This window comes from Mycobacterium sp. P4_H6 (assembly GCF_056400845.1).
This window is the reverse complement of record NZ_JBFUKN010000049.1, coordinates 27,041-44,004: the sequence shown is the minus strand read 5'-3', so window position 1 is coordinate 44,004 and position 16,964 is coordinate 27,041. Positions and strand designations below refer to the sequence as shown.

General features: G+C 69.1%; 20 protein-coding genes and 2 pseudogenes. 11 read left to right on the top strand and 11 right to left on the bottom strand.

What is annotated here, in order from left to right; genetic code table 11:
* Window positions 1–770: pseudogene (locus AC1DTF_RS19965) on the top strand (transglycosylase family protein); the annotation flags it as partial.
* A gap of 52 nt (window positions 771–822) precedes the next feature.
* Here the strand turns inward: AC1DTF_RS19965 and AC1DTF_RS19960 are convergent.
* Genes AC1DTF_RS19960 through AC1DTF_RS19945 form a run of 4 tightly spaced genes read right to left on the bottom strand, consistent with a single transcriptional unit; the run spans window position 823 to window position 2,373 of the window.
* Window positions 823–1,254 (bottom strand): molybdenum cofactor biosynthesis protein MoaE, encoded by a 432-nt coding sequence (locus AC1DTF_RS19960; protein WP_477475319.1) that lies wholly within the window; start codon window positions 1,252–1,254, stop codon window positions 823–825.
* Window positions 1,241–1,720, bottom strand: coding sequence for a MogA/MoaB family molybdenum cofactor biosynthesis protein (locus tag AC1DTF_RS19955; protein WP_477475318.1), 480 nt, complete (start codon window positions 1,718–1,720; stop codon window positions 1,241–1,243). The genes AC1DTF_RS19960 and AC1DTF_RS19955 overlap by 14 nt, the downstream gene beginning before the upstream one ends.
* Window positions 1,720–2,190: a cyclic pyranopterin monophosphate synthase MoaC gene (moaC, locus tag AC1DTF_RS19950; protein ID WP_477475317.1), complete on the bottom strand. Its 471-nt coding sequence runs from the start codon at window positions 2,188–2,190 to the stop codon at window positions 1,720–1,722. Before moaC ends, AC1DTF_RS19955 begins: the two co-directional genes overlap by 1 nt.
* A 3-nt stretch (window positions 2,191–2,193) precedes the next feature.
* The gene (locus AC1DTF_RS19945; RefSeq protein WP_200962200.1) at window positions 2,194–2,373 is read right to left on the bottom strand and encodes a hypothetical protein; all 180 of its coding nucleotides are present in this window, start codon (window positions 2,371–2,373) and stop codon (window positions 2,194–2,196) included.
* Between the two features lie 65 nt (window positions 2,374–2,438).
* Between AC1DTF_RS19945 and AC1DTF_RS19940 the strand changes: the two genes are divergently transcribed.
* Genes AC1DTF_RS19940 through AC1DTF_RS19930 form a run of 3 tightly spaced genes read left to right on the top strand, consistent with a single transcriptional unit; the run spans window position 2,439 to window position 6,720 of the window.
* The gene (locus AC1DTF_RS19940) at window positions 2,439–4,715 is read left to right on the top strand and encodes a helicase-associated domain-containing protein (RefSeq protein ID WP_477475316.1); all 2,277 of its coding nucleotides are present in this window, start codon (window positions 2,439–2,441) and stop codon (window positions 4,713–4,715) included.
* A gap of 8 nt (window positions 4,716–4,723) precedes the next feature.
* On the top strand, window positions 4,724–6,373 hold the full coding sequence (locus AC1DTF_RS19935; RefSeq protein WP_477475315.1) for a DNA repair helicase XPB: 1,650 nt from the start codon (window positions 4,724–4,726) through the stop codon (window positions 6,371–6,373).
* Window positions 6,370–6,720 carry a VOC family protein gene (locus AC1DTF_RS19930; RefSeq protein ID WP_477475314.1) on the top strand — a complete coding sequence of 117 codons (351 nt, stop codon included), beginning with the start codon at window positions 6,370–6,372 and terminating at the stop codon, window positions 6,718–6,720. The genes AC1DTF_RS19935 and AC1DTF_RS19930 overlap by 4 nt, the downstream gene beginning before the upstream one ends.
* Here the strand turns inward: AC1DTF_RS19930 and AC1DTF_RS19925 are convergent.
* Complete coding sequence (locus AC1DTF_RS19925) at window positions 6,717–7,196, bottom strand: MarR family winged helix-turn-helix transcriptional regulator (RefSeq protein ID WP_477475313.1); 480 nt, start codon at window positions 7,194–7,196, stop codon at window positions 6,717–6,719. The genes AC1DTF_RS19930 and AC1DTF_RS19925 overlap by 4 nt on opposite strands.
* Before the next feature lie 44 nt (window positions 7,197–7,240).
* On the opposite strand from AC1DTF_RS19925, the gene AC1DTF_RS19920 reads away from it, so the two are divergent.
* On the top strand, window positions 7,241–7,654 hold the full coding sequence (locus tag AC1DTF_RS19920) for a DUF5313 domain-containing protein (RefSeq protein WP_057168496.1): 414 nt from the start codon (window positions 7,241–7,243) through the stop codon (window positions 7,652–7,654).
* A 14-nt stretch (window positions 7,655–7,668) separates the two neighbouring features.
* Here AC1DTF_RS19920 and AC1DTF_RS19915 read toward each other — a convergent pair whose 3' ends face one another.
* Together AC1DTF_RS19915 and AC1DTF_RS19910 are read right to left on the bottom strand one after the other, a co-directional pair.
* Window positions 7,669–8,013, bottom strand: coding sequence for a cupin domain-containing protein (locus AC1DTF_RS19915; protein ID WP_057168497.1), 345 nt, complete (start codon window positions 8,011–8,013; stop codon window positions 7,669–7,671).
* 8 nt (window positions 8,014–8,021) lie between these two features.
* On the bottom strand, window positions 8,022–8,696 hold the full coding sequence (locus AC1DTF_RS19910) for an SDR family oxidoreductase (RefSeq protein ID WP_477475312.1): 675 nt from the start codon (window positions 8,694–8,696) through the stop codon (window positions 8,022–8,024).
* Here AC1DTF_RS19910 and AC1DTF_RS19905 point away from each other — a divergent pair.
* Window positions 8,683–9,855, top strand: a pseudogene (locus AC1DTF_RS19905) (YbfB/YjiJ family MFS transporter); the annotation flags it as partial. The gene AC1DTF_RS19910 and the pseudogene AC1DTF_RS19905 overlap by 14 nt on opposite strands.
* A 42-nt stretch (window positions 9,856–9,897) precedes the next feature.
* Here the strand turns inward: AC1DTF_RS19905 and AC1DTF_RS19900 are convergent.
* On the bottom strand, window positions 9,898–10,830 hold the full coding sequence (locus tag AC1DTF_RS19900; protein ID WP_477475311.1) for a LysR family transcriptional regulator: 933 nt from the start codon (window positions 10,828–10,830) through the stop codon (window positions 9,898–9,900).
* 120 nt (window positions 10,831–10,950) lie between these two features.
* Between AC1DTF_RS19900 and AC1DTF_RS19895 the strand changes: the two genes are divergently transcribed.
* Together AC1DTF_RS19895 and AC1DTF_RS19890 are read left to right on the top strand one after the other, a co-directional pair.
* Window positions 10,951–11,658, top strand: a complete 708-nt coding sequence (locus tag AC1DTF_RS19895) for an SDR family NAD(P)-dependent oxidoreductase (protein ID WP_477475310.1) — start codon at window positions 10,951–10,953, stop codon at window positions 11,656–11,658.
* A gap of 2 nt (window positions 11,659–11,660) precedes the next feature.
* The gene (locus AC1DTF_RS19890) at window positions 11,661–12,020 is read left to right on the top strand and encodes a YybH family protein (RefSeq protein WP_477475309.1); all 360 of its coding nucleotides are present in this window, start codon (window positions 11,661–11,663) and stop codon (window positions 12,018–12,020) included.
* Here AC1DTF_RS19890 and AC1DTF_RS19885 read toward each other — a convergent pair.
* Window positions 12,001–12,990: an LLM class F420-dependent oxidoreductase gene (locus AC1DTF_RS19885; RefSeq protein ID WP_477475308.1), complete on the bottom strand. Its 990-nt coding sequence runs from the start codon at window positions 12,988–12,990 to the stop codon at window positions 12,001–12,003. The two genes, AC1DTF_RS19890 and AC1DTF_RS19885, sit on opposite strands and share 20 nt — an antisense overlap.
* A gap of 88 nt (window positions 12,991–13,078) precedes the next feature.
* Between AC1DTF_RS19885 and AC1DTF_RS19880 the strand changes: the two genes are divergently transcribed.
* Together AC1DTF_RS19880 and AC1DTF_RS19875 are read left to right on the top strand one after the other, a co-directional pair.
* The gene (locus AC1DTF_RS19880) at window positions 13,079–13,747 is read left to right on the top strand and encodes a hypothetical protein (RefSeq protein ID WP_477475307.1); all 669 of its coding nucleotides are present in this window, start codon (window positions 13,079–13,081) and stop codon (window positions 13,745–13,747) included.
* 3 nt (window positions 13,748–13,750) lie between these two features.
* Complete coding sequence (locus AC1DTF_RS19875) at window positions 13,751–14,176, top strand: pyridoxamine 5'-phosphate oxidase family protein (protein ID WP_477475306.1); 426 nt, start codon at window positions 13,751–13,753, stop codon at window positions 14,174–14,176.
* On the opposite strand, the gene AC1DTF_RS19870 is transcribed toward AC1DTF_RS19875, so the two are convergent.
* The gene (locus tag AC1DTF_RS19870) at window positions 14,173–14,712 is read right to left on the bottom strand and encodes a TetR/AcrR family transcriptional regulator (RefSeq protein WP_477475305.1); all 540 of its coding nucleotides are present in this window, start codon (window positions 14,710–14,712) and stop codon (window positions 14,173–14,175) included. The two genes, AC1DTF_RS19875 and AC1DTF_RS19870, sit on opposite strands and share 4 nt — an antisense overlap.
* Before the next feature lie 76 nt (window positions 14,713–14,788).
* Here AC1DTF_RS19870 and AC1DTF_RS19865 point away from each other — a divergent pair, with 76 nt between their 5' ends.
* The gene (locus AC1DTF_RS19865; protein WP_477475304.1) at window positions 14,789–15,997 is read left to right on the top strand and encodes an FAD-dependent monooxygenase; all 1,209 of its coding nucleotides are present in this window, start codon (window positions 14,789–14,791) and stop codon (window positions 15,995–15,997) included.
* On the opposite strand, the gene AC1DTF_RS19860 is transcribed toward AC1DTF_RS19865, so the two are convergent.
* Window positions 15,983–16,954 carry a GGDEF domain-containing protein gene (locus AC1DTF_RS19860; RefSeq protein ID WP_477475303.1) on the bottom strand — a complete coding sequence of 324 codons (972 nt, stop codon included), beginning with the start codon at window positions 16,952–16,954 and terminating at the stop codon, window positions 15,983–15,985. The two genes, AC1DTF_RS19865 and AC1DTF_RS19860, sit on opposite strands and share 15 nt — an antisense overlap.
* Window positions 16,955–16,964: the final 10 nt, after the last annotated feature.

Sequence of the window (16,964 nt, the reverse complement as noted above, 5' to 3'; positions counted from 1 at the left end):
ACGCGCTCGCCGCACCGGCCCCGCTGCCCGTCGACGCACCGCTGCCGCCGCCGGCACCCGAGGTCGCCCCCGTGGCCCTGGACGCCCCGCTGCCGCCCGCACCGCCCGTTGATGCCCCGCTCCCCCCGGCACCCGAGTTCGTCGCCGTGGCGCTCGATGCCCCGCTGCCGCCCGCGCCGCCCGTCGAAACCGTCGCCTCGCTGACCCACGATCAGCTGGCCGCCCTGCCGGCCATCCAGGTTGCCGACTGGGATGTCGCCGCCCCGGCACCCGAAGGCCAGCCACAGCTGTGGTCGCTGGACGCCCCGATGCCGCTGGAGCCGGTCCTGCCGGTGCCGCCCGCCCCGGCGCCTGTCCCGGCCCCCGCACCCGCAGCACCCGTGGCCGCCCCCGGCGCTCCCGCCGTGGTCGCCGCACCCGCAGCCGATCCGTTGGCGCCCGTCCCAGCCGAGGGTGTCCCGCACCTGATCAGCCCGGAGAGCCTGCCGCCGGGCACCACGCTGGACCCGAACACGCTGCCCAACGAGAGCCCCAACGTCAGCTACCTGCGCCAGATCTGGAACGCCGTGCAGGACCAGCAGATCACCGGCAAGGACGCGCTCATCGCTGTCACCACCCAGCGCTCGCTGACCGGAGCCCCCGCGGGTGTCCAGCAGACCCCGCTGCCCCCGCCGAATGCACCGGTTCTGCCGGCTCCGGATGCACCGGTTCCGCCGCCGCCCGCTCCCGGCGCACCGGTGCTGCCGCCCGCGCCGCTGCCGGCCCCGTAAGACCGCAGATACCGAAGCCGCATTCCCGATGGGAGTGCGGCTTCGGTGCTTGCTAGGCGGAGTTGACCCATTCGTCGGAGCCGTCGCCGAAGTGCTGGTGCTTCCACACCGGCAGCCGGTCCTTGACGGTGTCGACGAGCAGCGCGCAGGTCTCGAAGGCCGCGCGCCGGTGGTCGGCGGCCACCGCGACGACGAGGGCGGCGTCACCGATGTGCAGGTCGCCGATGCGGTGGCTGACGGCGACGGCACGCACGCCCTGACTGTTCCGGGCCACCTCGTGCACCACCTCGGTCAGTGTCTGCAGCGCCGACGGATGCGCGGAGTACTCCAGCCGCGTCACGGCACGGCCGCCGTCGTGGTCGCGGACGACCCCGGAGAAGCCGACGACCGCGCCGGCCGCCTCGTGGGCGACCAGCGCTTCGTGCTCGGTCAGTGAGATCGGTTCCGCGCAGAGGCCGACCCGCAGGACTTCAGCGCCGCTCATGATCGCCTCCGGCCAGTTGGTCCAGCGCGTGCTCCAGCACGTCGGCGAGCACGCCCAGTCCGTCTTTGACGCCGCCGGTGGACCCCGGCAGATTGATGATCAGCACCCCGTCGCGCACCCCGCACACCCCGCGGGACAGCACCGAGGTGGGCACATGGGGCAGACCGGAACGGCGGATCCCGTCGGCCAGGCCCGGAATCTGATAGTCGACGATGTCCGCGGTGGCGTCGGCGGTGCGGTCCGTGGGCGATATCCCGGTGCCCCCGGAGGTGATGACGACGTTCACGCGGGCGTCGACGGCCGCGAACAGTGCCCGGCTGACCTCGGCGCCGTCGGCCACCACCACGGGCGCTCCGACATCGAACCCACGGCCGGTCAGCCACTCCACGATGACGGGGCCGGTGCGGTCCTCGTAGACGCCCGCGGCCGCGCGGGTGGAGGCGATGATGACGCGCGCCGAGCGCATCAGGCGGGCGTCCAGGTCCCGGTCTTGCCGCCCTCTTTGCGCACCACGTGCACGTCCTCGATGTGGGCGGCCGGATCGACGGCCTTGATCATGTCGTAGACCGTCAGCGCCGCCACGGTCACGGCGGTCAGCGCCTCCATCTCGACGCCGGTGCGGTCGGTGGTGCGCACCGTGGCGGTGATGGTGACTTCGGTTGTGCCGATGGCGAATTCGACGTCGACACCGGTGAGCGCCAACTGATGGCACAGCGGGATCAGATCGCTGGTGCGCTTGGCCGCCATGATCCCGGCGACGCGGGCGGTGGGCAGTGCGTCACCCTTGGGCAGCCCGCCGCCGGCGATCAGTTCGATGACATCGGCGCGGGTGTGCACCGCACCTTGGGCCACCGCGGTCCGTTTGGTGGCGGTCTTGGCCGTGACGTCGACCATGTGGGCCGCGCCCGATTCGTCGAGGTGCGAGAGCCCGCTCACCGGTTACTTGTTGACGACGGTGACCGGGTGGATGTAGGGCAGTTCCTCTGCGGGCAACGGGAAGCTCACGTCTCCGAACGGGGACAACGAGCCGGTGCGATCGCTGACGAGCTCGCTCACCGCGTGATCACCATCGGCCACCTCGGGCCAGCCATTATCGACGTACTGCTTCTTGTCTGCCACACCCACATTGTGGCAGGTACCGCGAGCGGTGGCGAGGGCGGGACGCTGGCTTAGGCTGGTCGGCAATGACCAAAACAGGTGGGGCCGGCGTGCCGCTCGGCGTCTGGCTGGCCGACCTGCCCGACGAGAGCCTGGTCCGGCTGCTCGAATGCAGGCCTGACCTCACCCAACCGCCGCCCGGGACGATCGCCGCGCTGGCGGCCCGGGCTCAGGCCCGCCAGTCGGTCAAGGCCGCCACCGACGGCCTGAACTTCCTGCACCTGGCGGTGCTGGACGCCCTGCTCGTGCTGCACGCCGACACCGCGCCGGTACCCCGGGACATGCTGCTGGAGTACCTCGGCACCCGCGCCGACAGCGCCCAGCTGAAGGAGGCGCTCGACGAGTTGGCCGACCGCGCCCTGGTCTGGGGCGAGGACGCGCTGCGGGTGGTGGCCGAGACGGCGGCGGGGCTGCCGTGGTACCCGGGACAGGCCGTGCCCGATGTGCCCGATCTGCCCGCCGACCAGATCCCGGCCCTGCTGGAGGAGCTCGACGAACCCTCACGCGAACTGCTGACCCGGCTGGTCGAGGGCTCACCTGTCGGCCGCACCCGCGACGCGCTGCCCGGCACGCCCGCCGACCGGCCGGTGCAGCGGCTGCTGGCCACCGGGCTGCTACACCACATCGGCAGTGACACCGGGGACACCGTCATCCTGCCCCGCGTCGTCGCCCAGGTGATGCGCGGTGACCTGCCCGGACCGACCGGGCTGCGGACACCGGACCCGACGATGCACACCACGACCCAGGCCGATGTGGACTCGGTCGCCGCGGGCGCCGCCATCGATCTGCTGCGCGAGTTCGACGTGCTGATCCAGACGTTGTCGTCGACGCCGGTGCCCGAACTGCGCAGCGGCGGGCTCGGTGTCCGCGAGGTCAAGAAGCTGACCAAGCTGACCGGCATCGACGAGCAGCGACTCGGCCTGATCCTGGAGGTGGCCGCGGCGGCGGGACTGATCGCGCCGGGCCAACCGGACCCCGAACCTGCCGACGGCACCGCCCCCTACTGGGCGCCGACGGTCGCCGCGGACCGGTTCATCGAGATCTCGACCGCCRCGCGCTGGCACCAGGTGGCCTGGACCTGGCTGAACCTGCCCGCACGTCCGAGCCTGGTCGGCAGCCGCGGTCCCGACGGCAAGCCGTTCGGCGTGCTGTCGGATGCGCTGTACTCGACGGCCGCCCCGCTGGACCGCCGCCTGCTGCTGACGGTGCTCGACGATCTGCCCGCCGGCGCGGGTGTGGAACCCGAATCGGCGGCGCAGGCGATGGTGTGGCAGCGGCCGCGCTGGGCGGCCCGGCTGCAGCTCGACCCGGTGACCAACCTACTGCGCGAGGCGCATGCGGTCGGACTGGTCGGGCGTGGCGCGATTGCCGGCCCGGCCCGGCTGCTGCTTGCCCAGCGCAGCGAGGACGACGCCGAGGCCGTGATCAATGCGATGGCCAAGGTGCTGCCCGCGCCGCTGGACCATTTCCTGCTGCAGGCCGATCTCACCGTGGTGGTGCCCGGCCCGCTGCTGCGTGAGCTCGCCGAACAGCTGGATGCGGTGGCCACCGTGGAATCGGCCGGCGCCGCGATGGTCTACCGGATCAGCGAACCGTCGATCCGTCGGGCGCTCGACGCCGGGCACACCGCGGGCGGCCTGCACGCCTTCTTCGAGAAGCACTCGAAAACTCCTGTGCCGCAAGGCTTGACGTATCTGATCGACGATGTCGCACGCAGGCACGGGCAGCTGCGGGTCGGCATGGCGGCATCGTTCGTGCGCTGCGAGGACCCCGCATTGCTGGCCCAGGCGGTGTCCACACCGGCCGCCGAACCCCTGGAATTGCGCATCCTGGCACCCACCGTCGCGGTGTCCCAGGCCTCCATCGGCGATGTGCTGGCCGCGCTGCGTGCCGGCGGGTTCGTGCCCGCGGCCGAGGACTCCACCGGTGCCGTCGTCGATATCCGCGCCCGTGGCGCCCGGGTACCGGCACCGGGTCGGCGCCGGGTGTTCCGGCCGCTGACCGCTCCCCCGGCCCAGACCCTGGGCGCGATCGTCGCGGTGATGCGCAGCGTGGCGGCGTCACCGCGCTCCGGTGAGCGCCTGGACCCGGCGGTGCTCATCGCGCTGCTGCAGCAGGCGGCCATGGAGCAGACCTCGGTGGTCATGGGTTACGTCGACCCGGCGGGGGTGGCCACCCAGCGCGTGGTGGCGCCGATCAACATCCGCGGCGGCCAGTTGACGGCCTTCGACCCGGCCTCGGGGCGGGTCCGGGAGTTTGCCATCCACCGCGTGACGTCCGTGGTGTCGGCCGACTCTGGATAATGGACGGAATGACCGACGGCCCCCTGATCGTGCAGTCCGATAAAACCGTGCTGCTCGAAGTCGACCACGAACTCGCCGGTGCGGCGCGGGCGGCGATCGCCCCGTTCGCCGAGCTCGAGCGTGCCCCCGAACACATCCACACCTACCGCATCACGCCACTGGCCCTGTGGAACGCCCGCGCCGCCGGCCACGACGCCGAGCAGGTGGTGGACGCCCTGGTGAGCTTCTCCCGGTACGCAGTGCCGCAGCCGTTGCTGGTCGACATCGTGGACACCATGGCCCGCTACGGCCGGCTGCAACTGGTCAAGAGCCCGGTGCACGGGCTGGTGCTGGTGAGCCTGGATCGCGCGGTCCTCGAAGAGGTGCTGCGCAACAAGAAGATCGCCCCGATGCTGGGCGCCCGCATCGACGACGACATGGTGATCGTGCACGCCAGCGAGCGTGGGCGCATCAAGCAGATGTTGCTGAAGATCGGCTGGCCCGCCGAGGACCTGGCCGGTTACGTCAACGGTGAGGCGCACCCGATCACCCTCGCCCAGGACGGCTGGGTGCTGCGCGACTACCAGGAGATGGCCGCCGACTCGTTCTGGGCCGGTGGGTCCGGGGTCGTGGTGCTGCCCTGCGGTGCGGGCAAGACCCTGGTCGGTGCGGCCGCGATGGCCAAGGCCGGGGCGACCACGCTGATCCTGGTCACCAACACCGTCGCCGGTAGGCAGTGGAAGCGTGAGCTGATCGCCCGGACCTCGCTGACCGAGGAGGAGATCGGCGAGTACTCCGGTGAACGCAAGGAGATCCGCCCGGTCACCATCGCGACATATCAGGTGATCACCCGCCGCACCAAGGGCGAGTACAAGCATCTGGAGCTGTTCGACAGCCGCGACTGGGGCCTGATCATCTACGACGAGGTGCATCTGCTGCCCGCCCCGGTGTTCCGGATGACCGCGGATCTGCAGTCGCGGCGCCGGCTCGGGCTGACCGCGACGCTGATCCGCGAGGACGGCCGCGAAGGTGACGTGTTCTCCCTCATCGGCCCGAAGCGCTACGACGCGCCGTGGAAGGACATCGAGGCGCAGGGCTGGATCGCGCCGGCCGAGTGCATCGAGGTGCGGGTGACCATGACCGACAACGAGCGGATGCTCTACGCGGTCGCCGAACCCGAGGAGCGCTACAAGTTGTGCTCCACCGCGCATTCCAAGATCGCGGTGGTGAAGTCGATCCTGGAGCGCCACCCCAAGGAGCCGACGCTGGTGATCGGCGCCTACCTCGATCAGCTCGACGAGCTGGGCCAGGAACTGGACGCCCCAGTGATCCAGGGGTCGACGAAGAACGCCGAACGCGAACTGCTCTTCGACCAGTTCCGCCGCGGTGAGATCCGCACCCTGGTGGTGTCCAAGGTGGCGAACTTCTCCATCGATCTTCCAGAAGCTTCTGTGGCCGTTCAGGTTTCGGGTACTTTCGGGTCACGCCAGGAAGAGGCGCAGCGGCTGGGCCGGCTGTTGCGGCCCAAGGCCGACGGCGGCGGTGCGGTGTTCTATTCGGTGGTCTCCCGCGACAGCCTGGACGCCGAGTACGCCGCGCACCGGCAGCGCTTCCTGGCCGAACAGGGCTACGGCTACATCATCAAGGATGCGGACGACCTGCTCGGTCCGGCGATATGACCGTCGCGCGGGTGGTGCCGATCCTCACCGTCACCGACATCGAAGCCACTCGCGACGCCTACGTCGCCACGCTCGGCCTGGCCGAGGTGATGAACCACGGGTGGATCGTCACCCTCGCCGATGCCGCGCACCGGCACCAGATCAGCCTGATGACCAAGGATCAGACCGCGCCGGTCAATCCGACGGTCTCGATCGAGGTCGAYGATGTCGACGCCGCGTACGCCGCCGCGGTCGCGGCCGGCCTGCAGATCGTGCACCCACTGTCCGACGAGGACTGGGGCGTGCGGCGGTTCTTCTTCGCCGATGGTTCGGGCAACGTCGTCAACGTGCTGTCACACCGGCGTTAGGCGTCCAGCGCGCCGGCGGCCACCGCGGCCGCATTGATCCGGGTCAGCACCGAGTGCAGATTCTCCAGTTCGGCGAGATCCACGCCGAGGCGGGCCACCACGGTGGGCGGGATGTCGAGCGCCTTGCGACGCAGCGCCGCACCCCCGGCGGTCAAGGAGATGTGGGTGGTGCGCTCGTCGGCCGCGCTGCGGGTGCGGGTGATGAAACCGAGCGTCTCCAGCCGCTTGAGCATGGGTGAGGTGGTGGCCGGGTCCAGCTGCAGCAGCGCGGCAATCTGCTTGACGGATAAGGGTTCTCCGTCGGCGTTGGCGTTGTCCCACAGCGCCAGCATCACCAGGTACTGCGGATGGGTGAGCCCGAGCGGCTCCAGCAGCGGCCGGTACACCGCCAGCACGGCGCGGTTGGTCACCGCGAGCGCGAAACACACCTGCCGCTCCAGTGCGAGCGGATCGACTTCGTGGGACACCGTGGTCATGCTCACAATGGTAGCCCACTAATAGTTAGGGTACTATCTAAATCATGGCCGACACTCCCACCTTCGTTCAGCGGGTTCTCTACGCGTACGGGCGGCGTCTGCCCGATTCCATGCGGGACTGGGTCGCCGCAGACCTTTCCGGCCCGGGCGCGATCCGCCGGCACATGATCCGCTACGCGATCCCGCCGGCGCTGATCCTGGCCCCGTTGTGGCTGCTGCCGGCCTCGCTGTACGTGCACCTGGAGATGACGGTGCCGATCTACACCTGGGCGCTGGTGATGGGTTACGTGCTGAACAAGGTGTGGCGCCGGCATCGCCTGGCCCAGCACGGCCTGGACCCCAACCTCGTCGACGCCATCAACCGTGAGAAGAACGCCCGCCTGCACGAGGACTATGCCCGGCGCTACGGCGACCGCCCGGAAGAGGCGCGCTGGCAGTCCAACTCAAGCCCCTTCTGAAGCGGAAGCCCGTCCTAGACGTGCGGGCCGACCTGTTTGGCCACGGTCAGTAGCACCACCGAATCCTCGATCGCGGCCAGCGCGTGCCGGGTGCGCGGCAGCACCAGGTGATCACCGGCGGAACCTTCCCAGCCGGCGTCGGCGGTGCTCACCCGGACCCGGCCGTGCAGCACCTGCACCGTCGCCTCCCCCGGACTCTCGTGATCGTCGAGACCGTTGCCCGCGGTCAGCGCCATCAGGGTCTGCCGCAGGCTGTGCTCATGGCCGCCGTACACCGTGTGCGCACTGCGACCGCTGGTGGCGGCGCGGGCGGTTTCCAGATGCTCACGCGCGAGGGCAGTGAGCGAGATCTTTTCCATGACCTCAACTATCGCACCTCTGACAAGGCCGCCTTCGCCCGTCGCGCCCAGTCGTCGGCCAGGATCTCGGTGGCCCCGCTGAGCACACCGTCGACGGCCAGCCGGGCCACCACGGCGGGATCCGTTTTCTGTTCCGCCGGAATGTAACTGACCATATCGGTGTCCATGTACCCGACGTGCAGTGCCGAAACCCCGATCCCGCGCGGGGCGAGTTCATCGCGCACCGCATCGGTGAGCGCCCAGGCGGCCGCCTTCGCCGAGGCGTAGGCGCCCGAGGTGGCCGGATGCATCCAGGACAGCACCGACAGCACATTCAGGATGGCTCCCCCGCCGTTGCGCTCGATGACGGGAGCGAACTCCCGGATGACGTTGAGGGTGCCGAAGTAATGCGTCTCCATCTCGGCGCGCACATCCTCGATCGGCCCGGTCAACAGCCCGGCGCGGGTCGAGATACCGGCGTTGTTCACCAGAACGGTGACGTCGGAGGCGATCTCGGCGGCCCGGCGCACCGTCTCGGGATCGGTGATGTCCAGCTGTACCGGGATGACACCGGCGGTGTCGACGGTCTCGGGGCGCCGCGCGGCCGCATAGACCTTGGCGCCGCGGGCGACGAACTCTTCGGCGATCTTCTTGCCCAGCCCGCGGTTGCCACCGGTGACCAGTACGGTGATGTTCTCGTTCATGATCCGCTCCTTGTCATGTCTTGCCTGTTCGGTCTCAACGGGTTTCGCCGCGGCGGCCATCCCGTGGATTGGTAGGTTCCGCCTCGCAGCTGAGAGCGTGCGGGTCGTGGTGCGACCGACCGGGTGTTCGCATCCTGGAGCAATGCAGCACCACACGTATGGACCCGTCATCCGGACCACGGCGGCGCTGGCCGCCGCGATGGGGATCGGCCGTTTCGTCTACACCCCGATCCTGCCGTTGATGACGGCCCAGGCCGGACTGGGACCGCACGCCGCCGGACACATCGCGACCGCCAATTACGCCGGGTATCTGGCCGGCGCGGTGGCAGCCGCACTGTCCCCACGGATCGCCCGCTCGCACAGGGTGTTTCAGGCATGCCTCGTCGCGGTCACACTCAGCCTGCTGTGCATGCCACTGACCGTCGCGGTGCCGGGCTGGCTGATGCTGCGCGCGGTGGCCGGAGTGGGCAGCGCGCTGGCCTTCGTCATCGCGGTCAATGCCCTGCTGGACTCGTCCCCGCGGCACTCCGGATGGGGTTTCAGCGGTGTCGRCATCGGGATCGCGCTGTCCGCCGCGCTGGTGCTCGCGCTGCCCATCGGTACCGACTGGCGGGTGTCCTGGTGGGCGGCCGGCGGGCTGGCCGGTGCGCTCACGGTGCTGGCATGGCGGCTACCGTCGCCGTCCGCACCCGCACCGGCCGCGGCCCCGGCCGGGAAGGCGGGCCGCGGACAGTTCGGGCTGCTGTTCGCGGGTTACACACTGGAAGGTGTCGGCTACATCGTCGCCGGAACCTTCCTGGTGGCCGCGGTGGCGCAGCACTCCCCCGGACGCCTCGGCGGGGCGGCGTGGCTGGTGGTGGGCCTGGCGGTGATTCCGTCGGCCATGGTGTGGGACCGGCTCAGCGAACGCTTCAGCAGGCCCGCGCTGCTCACCGTGGCCCTGATGCTGCAGGCCGGCGGGATCGCGCTGGCCTGCGCGAGCGGTGCCGTCGCCGCGCTGGTGGGTGCGGTCCTGTTCGGCGGCACGTTCATCGGGGTGAGCACGCTGGCGCTCGCCGAGGGCCGGGTGCTGGGTGTGCCCGCTGCGGTCGCGTTGTTGACGGCGGGCTACTCGGCGGGCCAGATCGCCGGGCCGCTGCTGGTGACCCCGTTGCTGGACAACGGTTTTCATCACGCCCTGATGGCCGGCGCGATCGTGGTGTCAGTGGCTGGGCTGGTCTGCGCGGCGATATGGGTCATCGGCAGGCAGCCAGACACCGGGGGTATCGACACCGAGGTCACCGATGTCGCGGGTGAAGGCGTCGACGACGGAGAGCACCGACGCACGGTCCTCATCCCGCCGCCACACCAGTGACCACGTCCACAACGGCACCGGGCCGGTCACCGGGCGGCGCACCAGATCGCTGGACTCGGTGTCGTTCTGGCCCTTCGGATTGTTGAGGACCGGCCGGCCGAGCCGGCGCACGTGCTCGAAGAATGTCGGGCCGGTGACCCCGCCGTCATCGGTGCGCATGACCCGCGCGCCGGTATCGGCGGCGAACTGCTCGGCGTAGCGGTTCCACGACGACCAGCTCGCGGTGTCGGTATCGACCAACACCACGGTGTCTTTCGCGGGCACCGGCGCGTCATCGGTGCCCGGACAGACGGCGTAGAGCCGGTCCACCCCGACCAGACGCGCCTCGAGCTCCAGTTCGCGCAGGTCCTCGTTCTGCACCCAGCAGATCGCCAGATCGAGGCTGCCGTCGGCGACCCGGGCGGCCTGCGCGTGCGAGGGCATCACCCAGGTGTCCACCCGCAGGGTGGCGACGCCGGCGGCCCGCTCGGACCAGTCGACCGGGCACCAGTTCACACAGCCGATGCGCACCGGATCGTCGGTCGCCAGATTCATTGCCCGCCTGCGTAACTCGTCGGCATGGCGGACCAGCGAGCGGGCATCGGGCAGCAGCGCGGTGCCGGCCGGGGTGAGCGCGACCGATCGGCGGTCGCGGTCGAACAGCTGGACCTTCAGGTCGCGTTCCAGCGCCTTGATCTGCTGGGACAGCGACGGTCCCGCGATGCGCAGCCGCTCGGCCGCCCTGCCGAAGTTCAGTTCCTCGGCGACCGTCACGAAATACCGCAGCTGCCGCAGTTCCACCCGGTGCAGCCTAGTAGGCCCGCGCTATCACCAGCGAGTTTTCCGGTCCTATCGACCAGGCATGGGTGCCGCCTTGAATGCGGTTGAGGCGAACAGATCACCCCTAGAAAGGCTCAGCTCATGAACAACACCACCCGCGTCGCGATCATCACCGGCGCATCCCAGGGAATCGGCGCGGCACTGGTCGAGGGCTACCGCAAGCTCGGCTACGCCGTCGTCGCCAACTCACGCACCATCGCCGCGAGCGATGACCCGATGGTGCTCGCGGTACCCGGCGATATCGGCGAACCCGGTGTCGGCCAGCGCATCATCGACGCCGCACTGGAGCACTTCGGCCGCGTCGACACCGTCGTCAACAACGCAGGCATCTTCATCGCCAAACCGTTCACCGAGTACACCGACGCCGATTACGACGCCATCACCGGGGTGAACCTGCGCGGCTTCTTCGAGGTGTCCCGCGCCGCGGTCGCCGCGATGGGGGACCACGGCGGCCACCTGGTCAACGTGTCGACCAGCCTGGTCGATCAGGCCACCACCGCGGCACCGTCGGTGCTCGCCTCGCTGACCAAGGGCGGTCTGAACGCGGCCACCAAATCGCTGGCCGTCGAGTACGCCACCCGCGGTATCCGGGTCAACGCGGTGGCGCTCGGCATCATCCGCACCCCGATGCACTCCGACGAGGAGTACGCGGGCCTGGCCCAGCTGAACCCGCAGAAGCGCATCGGTGAGCAGTCCGATGTGGTGGACGCGGTGCTCTACCTGGAGAACGCCGGCTTCGTCACCGGTGAGATCCTGCACGTCGACGGCGGCCAGGCAGCGGGGTACTGAAAATGAGCGACGACGTGATTCGCGAGGTCCTGGACATCTGGCAGGCGGGCATCGACGCCCACGAACCCGACCGGGTGGCGCAGGTGTTCACCACCGACGCGATCTTCCAGGGGCTGCGGCCCTACAGCGTGGGCCGCGCGGGTGTCCGCGACTACTACGCGTCACAGCCGCTCGGGCTGACGGTGCGGTACCGGATCCTACAGACCCGCACTCCCGCCGACGGTGTGGTGCTCGGCTACACGCAGGCCGATTTCACCTTCGCCGACGGGACCGGTGTCAGCCTGAACCTGAGCGTGCTCGTCACCCGCACACCGGACGGCTGGCAGATCGCGCACTACCAAGTCAGCCCAGTGCCGGGATGACCTCACGCTCGAACAATTCGATACCGGAGCGGTCATACGCGGCCTCGGGGAAGTACAGGATGGCGTACTCACACCCGAGGTCGCGTAGCCGTGTCAGCCGTTCGACCACCTGTTCCGGGGTGCCGGTGGCCGAGTCCGGCGAGGCGACATTGGACAGCATGGCGTCGACCGCGTCCTCGCCGGCCTTGGGGACCTGCCGATCCCGGATCGCCTTCAGCCGGTCTTTGACCTCGGACTCGGAGCCGGCGATGACGGAGTTGAAGTTCGCCGACCGGACGATCGCGTCGTAGTCGGTGCCGACCTCACCGCAGTGCCCGGCCAGGATCTGCGATTTACGCTCGAACTCCTCGGGCGCGCTGCTGAAGTTGGTGTACTGCGCGTACTTCGCGGCGATGCGCAGGGTGACCTTCTCGCCGCCACCGGCGATCCACAGCGGCAGCCCACCCTCCTGCGGCGGTGTGGGGGCGACGATGGCGTCGTCCACCTGGTAGTACTTGCCGTCGAAGGTGACCCGGCCGTCGCGCCAGGCGTCCCGCATGATCTGCACGCCCTCGTCGAGGCGGCCCAGTCGCTCACCCGCGGAGGGGAAGCCGTACCCGTATGCGCGCCACTCGTGCTCGTACCAGCCGCCGCCGATACCCATCTGGGTGCGGCCGCCGGAGATGACGTCGACGGTTGCTGCGACTTTTGCCAGGTAAGCCGGATTCCGGTAACTCATGGCGGTACACATCTGGCCGAGTTTGACTCGCTCGGTGGTTGCTGCGAAGGCCGACATCAGGGTCCAGGCCTCGTGGGTTGCCTCGTCGGTGGGCACCGGGACGGTGTGGAAGTGGTCATAGACCCACACCGAGTCCCACGTGCTGTTATCGGCGTAGGTAGCCAGGTCACGCATCACTGACCAGTGCTTATCGGTGGGAATGTCGACGAGGTCGAGTCGCCAACCCTGCGGGATGAAGAGTCCGAAGCGCATAGCCTCAAACTCTAGGCCTCCCCACCCGATTCTTAAATCGTCTACACTCTGGATAAATCATTCGCTGGATCAACGCTGAGGACTGGTCATGACCGCCATCAAACGTCGCTTCGCGGCCGCTTCACTGGCCACGCTGATGCCGCTGGCTGCCATCTCGATCGCCACCGCGGCACCGAGCGTTGCAGAAACCACCTGCGGCGCCGGCCAGTCCGAGTTCAACGGCAGCTGCGTGGACAACTGCAACAAGTCGCAGGTCCGCAACTCCGATACCGGCAAGTGCCAGTCGCTGTTGTCCGCCGCGCTGCAGAAGGCCGAGACCCCGGCCGTCGCCAAGCTGACCCCCGAGCAGATGGGCGGCGCCTGGCAGCTGGCCCAGCAGGCCAAGTTGGTTCCTGAGGGCACCCGCGTCTGGAACTCGGTCGTCGGCACAGTGGATACCGTGGTCGGCTGGCCCGTGCTGGCCACCTCCGCCGCCGCTGACGTTGCGGGCACGCTGGCCTTCCTGGGCCTGGTCCCCGGCCAGGGCTCCGCACTCCGTTCCGCCGGTCAAACCTTCTCGGCCGCCGGTGACATCGCCCAGGTCGCCCGGGCGCTGCCGTCCCCGCAGGTCGGACTGCCCAAGCTACCGAAGCTCGGCTTCCCGCCGCACCCGAAGATCGGCTTGCCCAAGATCGGCATGCCGCGCATCGGCCCGCCGAAGCTGGGTGCCTCGGGTATCTGCGGTCCGAAGCTGCTGTTCTTCACTCCCTGCCTCTGAGCCATGCCGCTCTCTCGGGAAGAACGCGAACAGTTTCTTGCTGAGCCGCACGTGGCCGCTCTGTCGGTGAGTGCCGGGAAAGATCGCGGCCCGTTGACCGTGCCGATCTGGTACCAGTACACCCCGGGCGGTCAGCCCTGGTTCATCACCGGCACCGGATCGCGCAAGCACCGCCTCATCGAGGCCGCCGGCTATCTGTCGCTGATGGTCGACCGGGTCGAACCCACCGTGCGTTATGTGGCGGTGGACGGTGCGGTCGACCGGATCGAAGAGGGCACCGACGAGCAGCTCGTCGAGATGACCAAGCGCTATCTGCCGCCGGATGCGGTCGAGCCGTATCTGGAGATGGCCCGCCGCGAACACGGCCCCAGCGTGGCGGTGTATCTGAAACCGCAGCACTGGTTGTCGGCCGATATGGGCGGCTTCTAACTCAGCCCCAGCGCGTCCAGCGCCCCGGCGATACCGGCGGCCCGCAGTTCCTCGGCGGGCGCATCCGCAAACTGCATGCAGCAGTCCTGCAGTCCGCCCAGCGCGATGACGGCGCGCACCGCTTGCTCCAGGGTCTGATCCGGTCCGAAGATCACCCGGCCGAGGCGCTCACGCCAGGCCAGCATGCTGTCGATCAGCCCGAGATCGGCGATGGTGCTCAGTTCGGACACCACGGTCACCAGGTCGACCCGGTGGGCGTAGAAGTAGTCGAAGTAGCCCTCCAGCAGCCGGGTGGGTGTCAGCCAGGCGGTCTGCTCGCACTCCACCACGAACTGTTCGCCGCCGTCGATCAGTGGCGCGACGATGCTGCGCACCAGGTCTTCCCGCGACGAAAAGTGGTAGTACAGTGCCGGTTTGGTGATGCCCAGCCTGGCCGCGATGTCCTGCAGGCTGGTGCGCTGGACGCCCTTTTCCGCGAAGAGTTCGCGGGCCACATTCTGGATCCGTTGGCGGGTGTCCGACCGTGGCGCGCTCACGTACCCACCCTAACTGACCGATCGTTAAGTAAGGTGATGTACATTCACTTACCGACCGTTAAGTAAGGAGCGTGACATGCGGGTTCTCATTTCTGGAGCGAGCATTGCCGGACCGGTGCTGGCCTACTGGCTGAACCGTCGTGGTTTCGAGGTCACCGTGGTCGAACGCGCACCGCGCCTGCGCAAGACCGGCGGGCACGCGATCGACCTGTTCGGACCGGCCATGGAGATCGCCGAGAAGATGGGTGTGCTCGACGCCGTGATGGCCCACGCCACCGGTACCGAGCGGATCTACTTCCACCGCCGCGGTGCCCGGCGTCCGGCATATATCGACTACGGCAAGTTGTCGTCCGCGCTGTCGGACCGTCACGTCGAGATCATGCGTGACGATTTGAGCGAGATCTTCTACGACGCCGGCCGCGACGCGGTCGAGTATCTGTTCGGCGATCACATCACCGGCATCGGCGAGGACGGCGAGGTGACGTTCGCCCACCATGCGCCGCGACGGTTCGATCTGGTGATCGGCGCCGACGGGCTGCACTCCGGGGTCCGGCAGCTGGTCTTCGGACCGGACTCGGGACACACCGAGTTCCTGGGCGCCTACCTCTCGGTGGTTTCGGTGCCGAAATCGCTTGCCCGCGATGGGGACATGACGGGATACATCGACGTGGACCGCACTGCGATGATCTACACCGCCGATCATCTCGACGACGGGCGGGCGGTCTTCCTCTTCCGGCCGGCGAACGACTTCCGCTACGACCACCGCGATACGGCGGGCCAGCAGCGCCAGCTGCACGACCGGTTCGCCGGGATGAGCACCGAGGTGGACCGCTGGCTCGACGAGCTCGGGCGCACACCGGCGTTCTATTTCGATGCCATCACCCAGCTGCAGCTGACCAGCTGGTCGTGTGGCCGGGTGACCCTGGTCGGCGACGCCGGCTACTGCCCTGGCCCCGCGGTCGGCGGCAGCACCAGCCTCGCGGTGATCGGTGCCTACGTGCTGGCCGGTGAGCTGCAACGGGCCGAGGGCGATCCGGCCGTCGGGTACGCCGCCTACGAGCGGGTGATGCGCGAGCCGGTGATCGGCGCCCGGGCGCTGGCCAAGTCCATGGCCAAAAACATTCTGCCGTCCTCACCGCTCGGGGTCCGGGCGCTGATCGGTGCGGGTCGGCTCATCTCGGTGTTGCCGCAGCCTCTGACCGCCGCGCTGGCGGGGTTGAACAGCAAGGGCATCCGGCTCTACGACTCGATCGAGGTGCCGCAGTACGCGTCAACCGGCGTCTGAGCCGCCGCGGCGCGCACTGTCGCGTCCCCGGTACAGCTCGGTGTCGGCCTGCGCGTACAGATCGGCGATGTCGACCGGTCCCGACGTCCGGGTGGCGGTGCCGATGCTGACCCGCGGTGTCCTCGACCGCACGTCAGCCAGGAACCCCTCCACGTTGTCCCCGGCGATACAGGCTGCGAACTCGTCACCGCCGAGCCGCGCGAGCACGGCGCCCTTCGGCGCCGCGCGTGCCCAGTGCCGGGCGTACTCGACGATCAGACGGTCCCCCGCGGGGTGGCCCTGGGTGTCGTTGAGCCCCTTCAGATCATCGATGTCGAGCGCGACGATGGTGAGCGCCGACGGTGCGCGGACGGCGGCGAGCAGATCGGTGGTCGCGATCTCCCATCCCGCCCGGTTCAGCAGCCCGGTGAGCGGATCGGTGCAGGCCGCGGTGAACATCGCCCGCATCAGCAACCCGAAGGACTCGGCCGCGCCGGCGATCGCCACCACGATGATCAGCACGGTGATGACTCCCACGTGCGGCGCCGGCGCGACGACGACCGCCACCACACAGGCCAGGATCAGGATGCCGATGAGCACCCACGCCTGCCGGGGCGGATGAAAGGCCCGGATGTACATCGCCAGAAACATCGGCGCGATCAGGCAGACGTACTCGGCGGCGAGGGTGACGTGAAAGGCCATCACGATCGGGGTGGCGATGACGGCCACCGCGGTGGCGAACATGGCCCGGTTCGGCCTGACGGCCAGCTGCGCGAGGCCCAGCACACCCAGCACGATGGCGATGATGCCGCCGACGGGGTTGCCGTAGGTCAGATCGGTGCGGACCGGGAAGAGGGTGAAGACCACACCGTAGGTGTAGAGAAATGTCGTCGCGCCCAGGTAGATGCGCAGCAGTCTGACACGTTGCTCGACGACGAAATGACTTCTCGCCCCGGCGAGCGAGGTGATGCGGGACATGACCGACAGC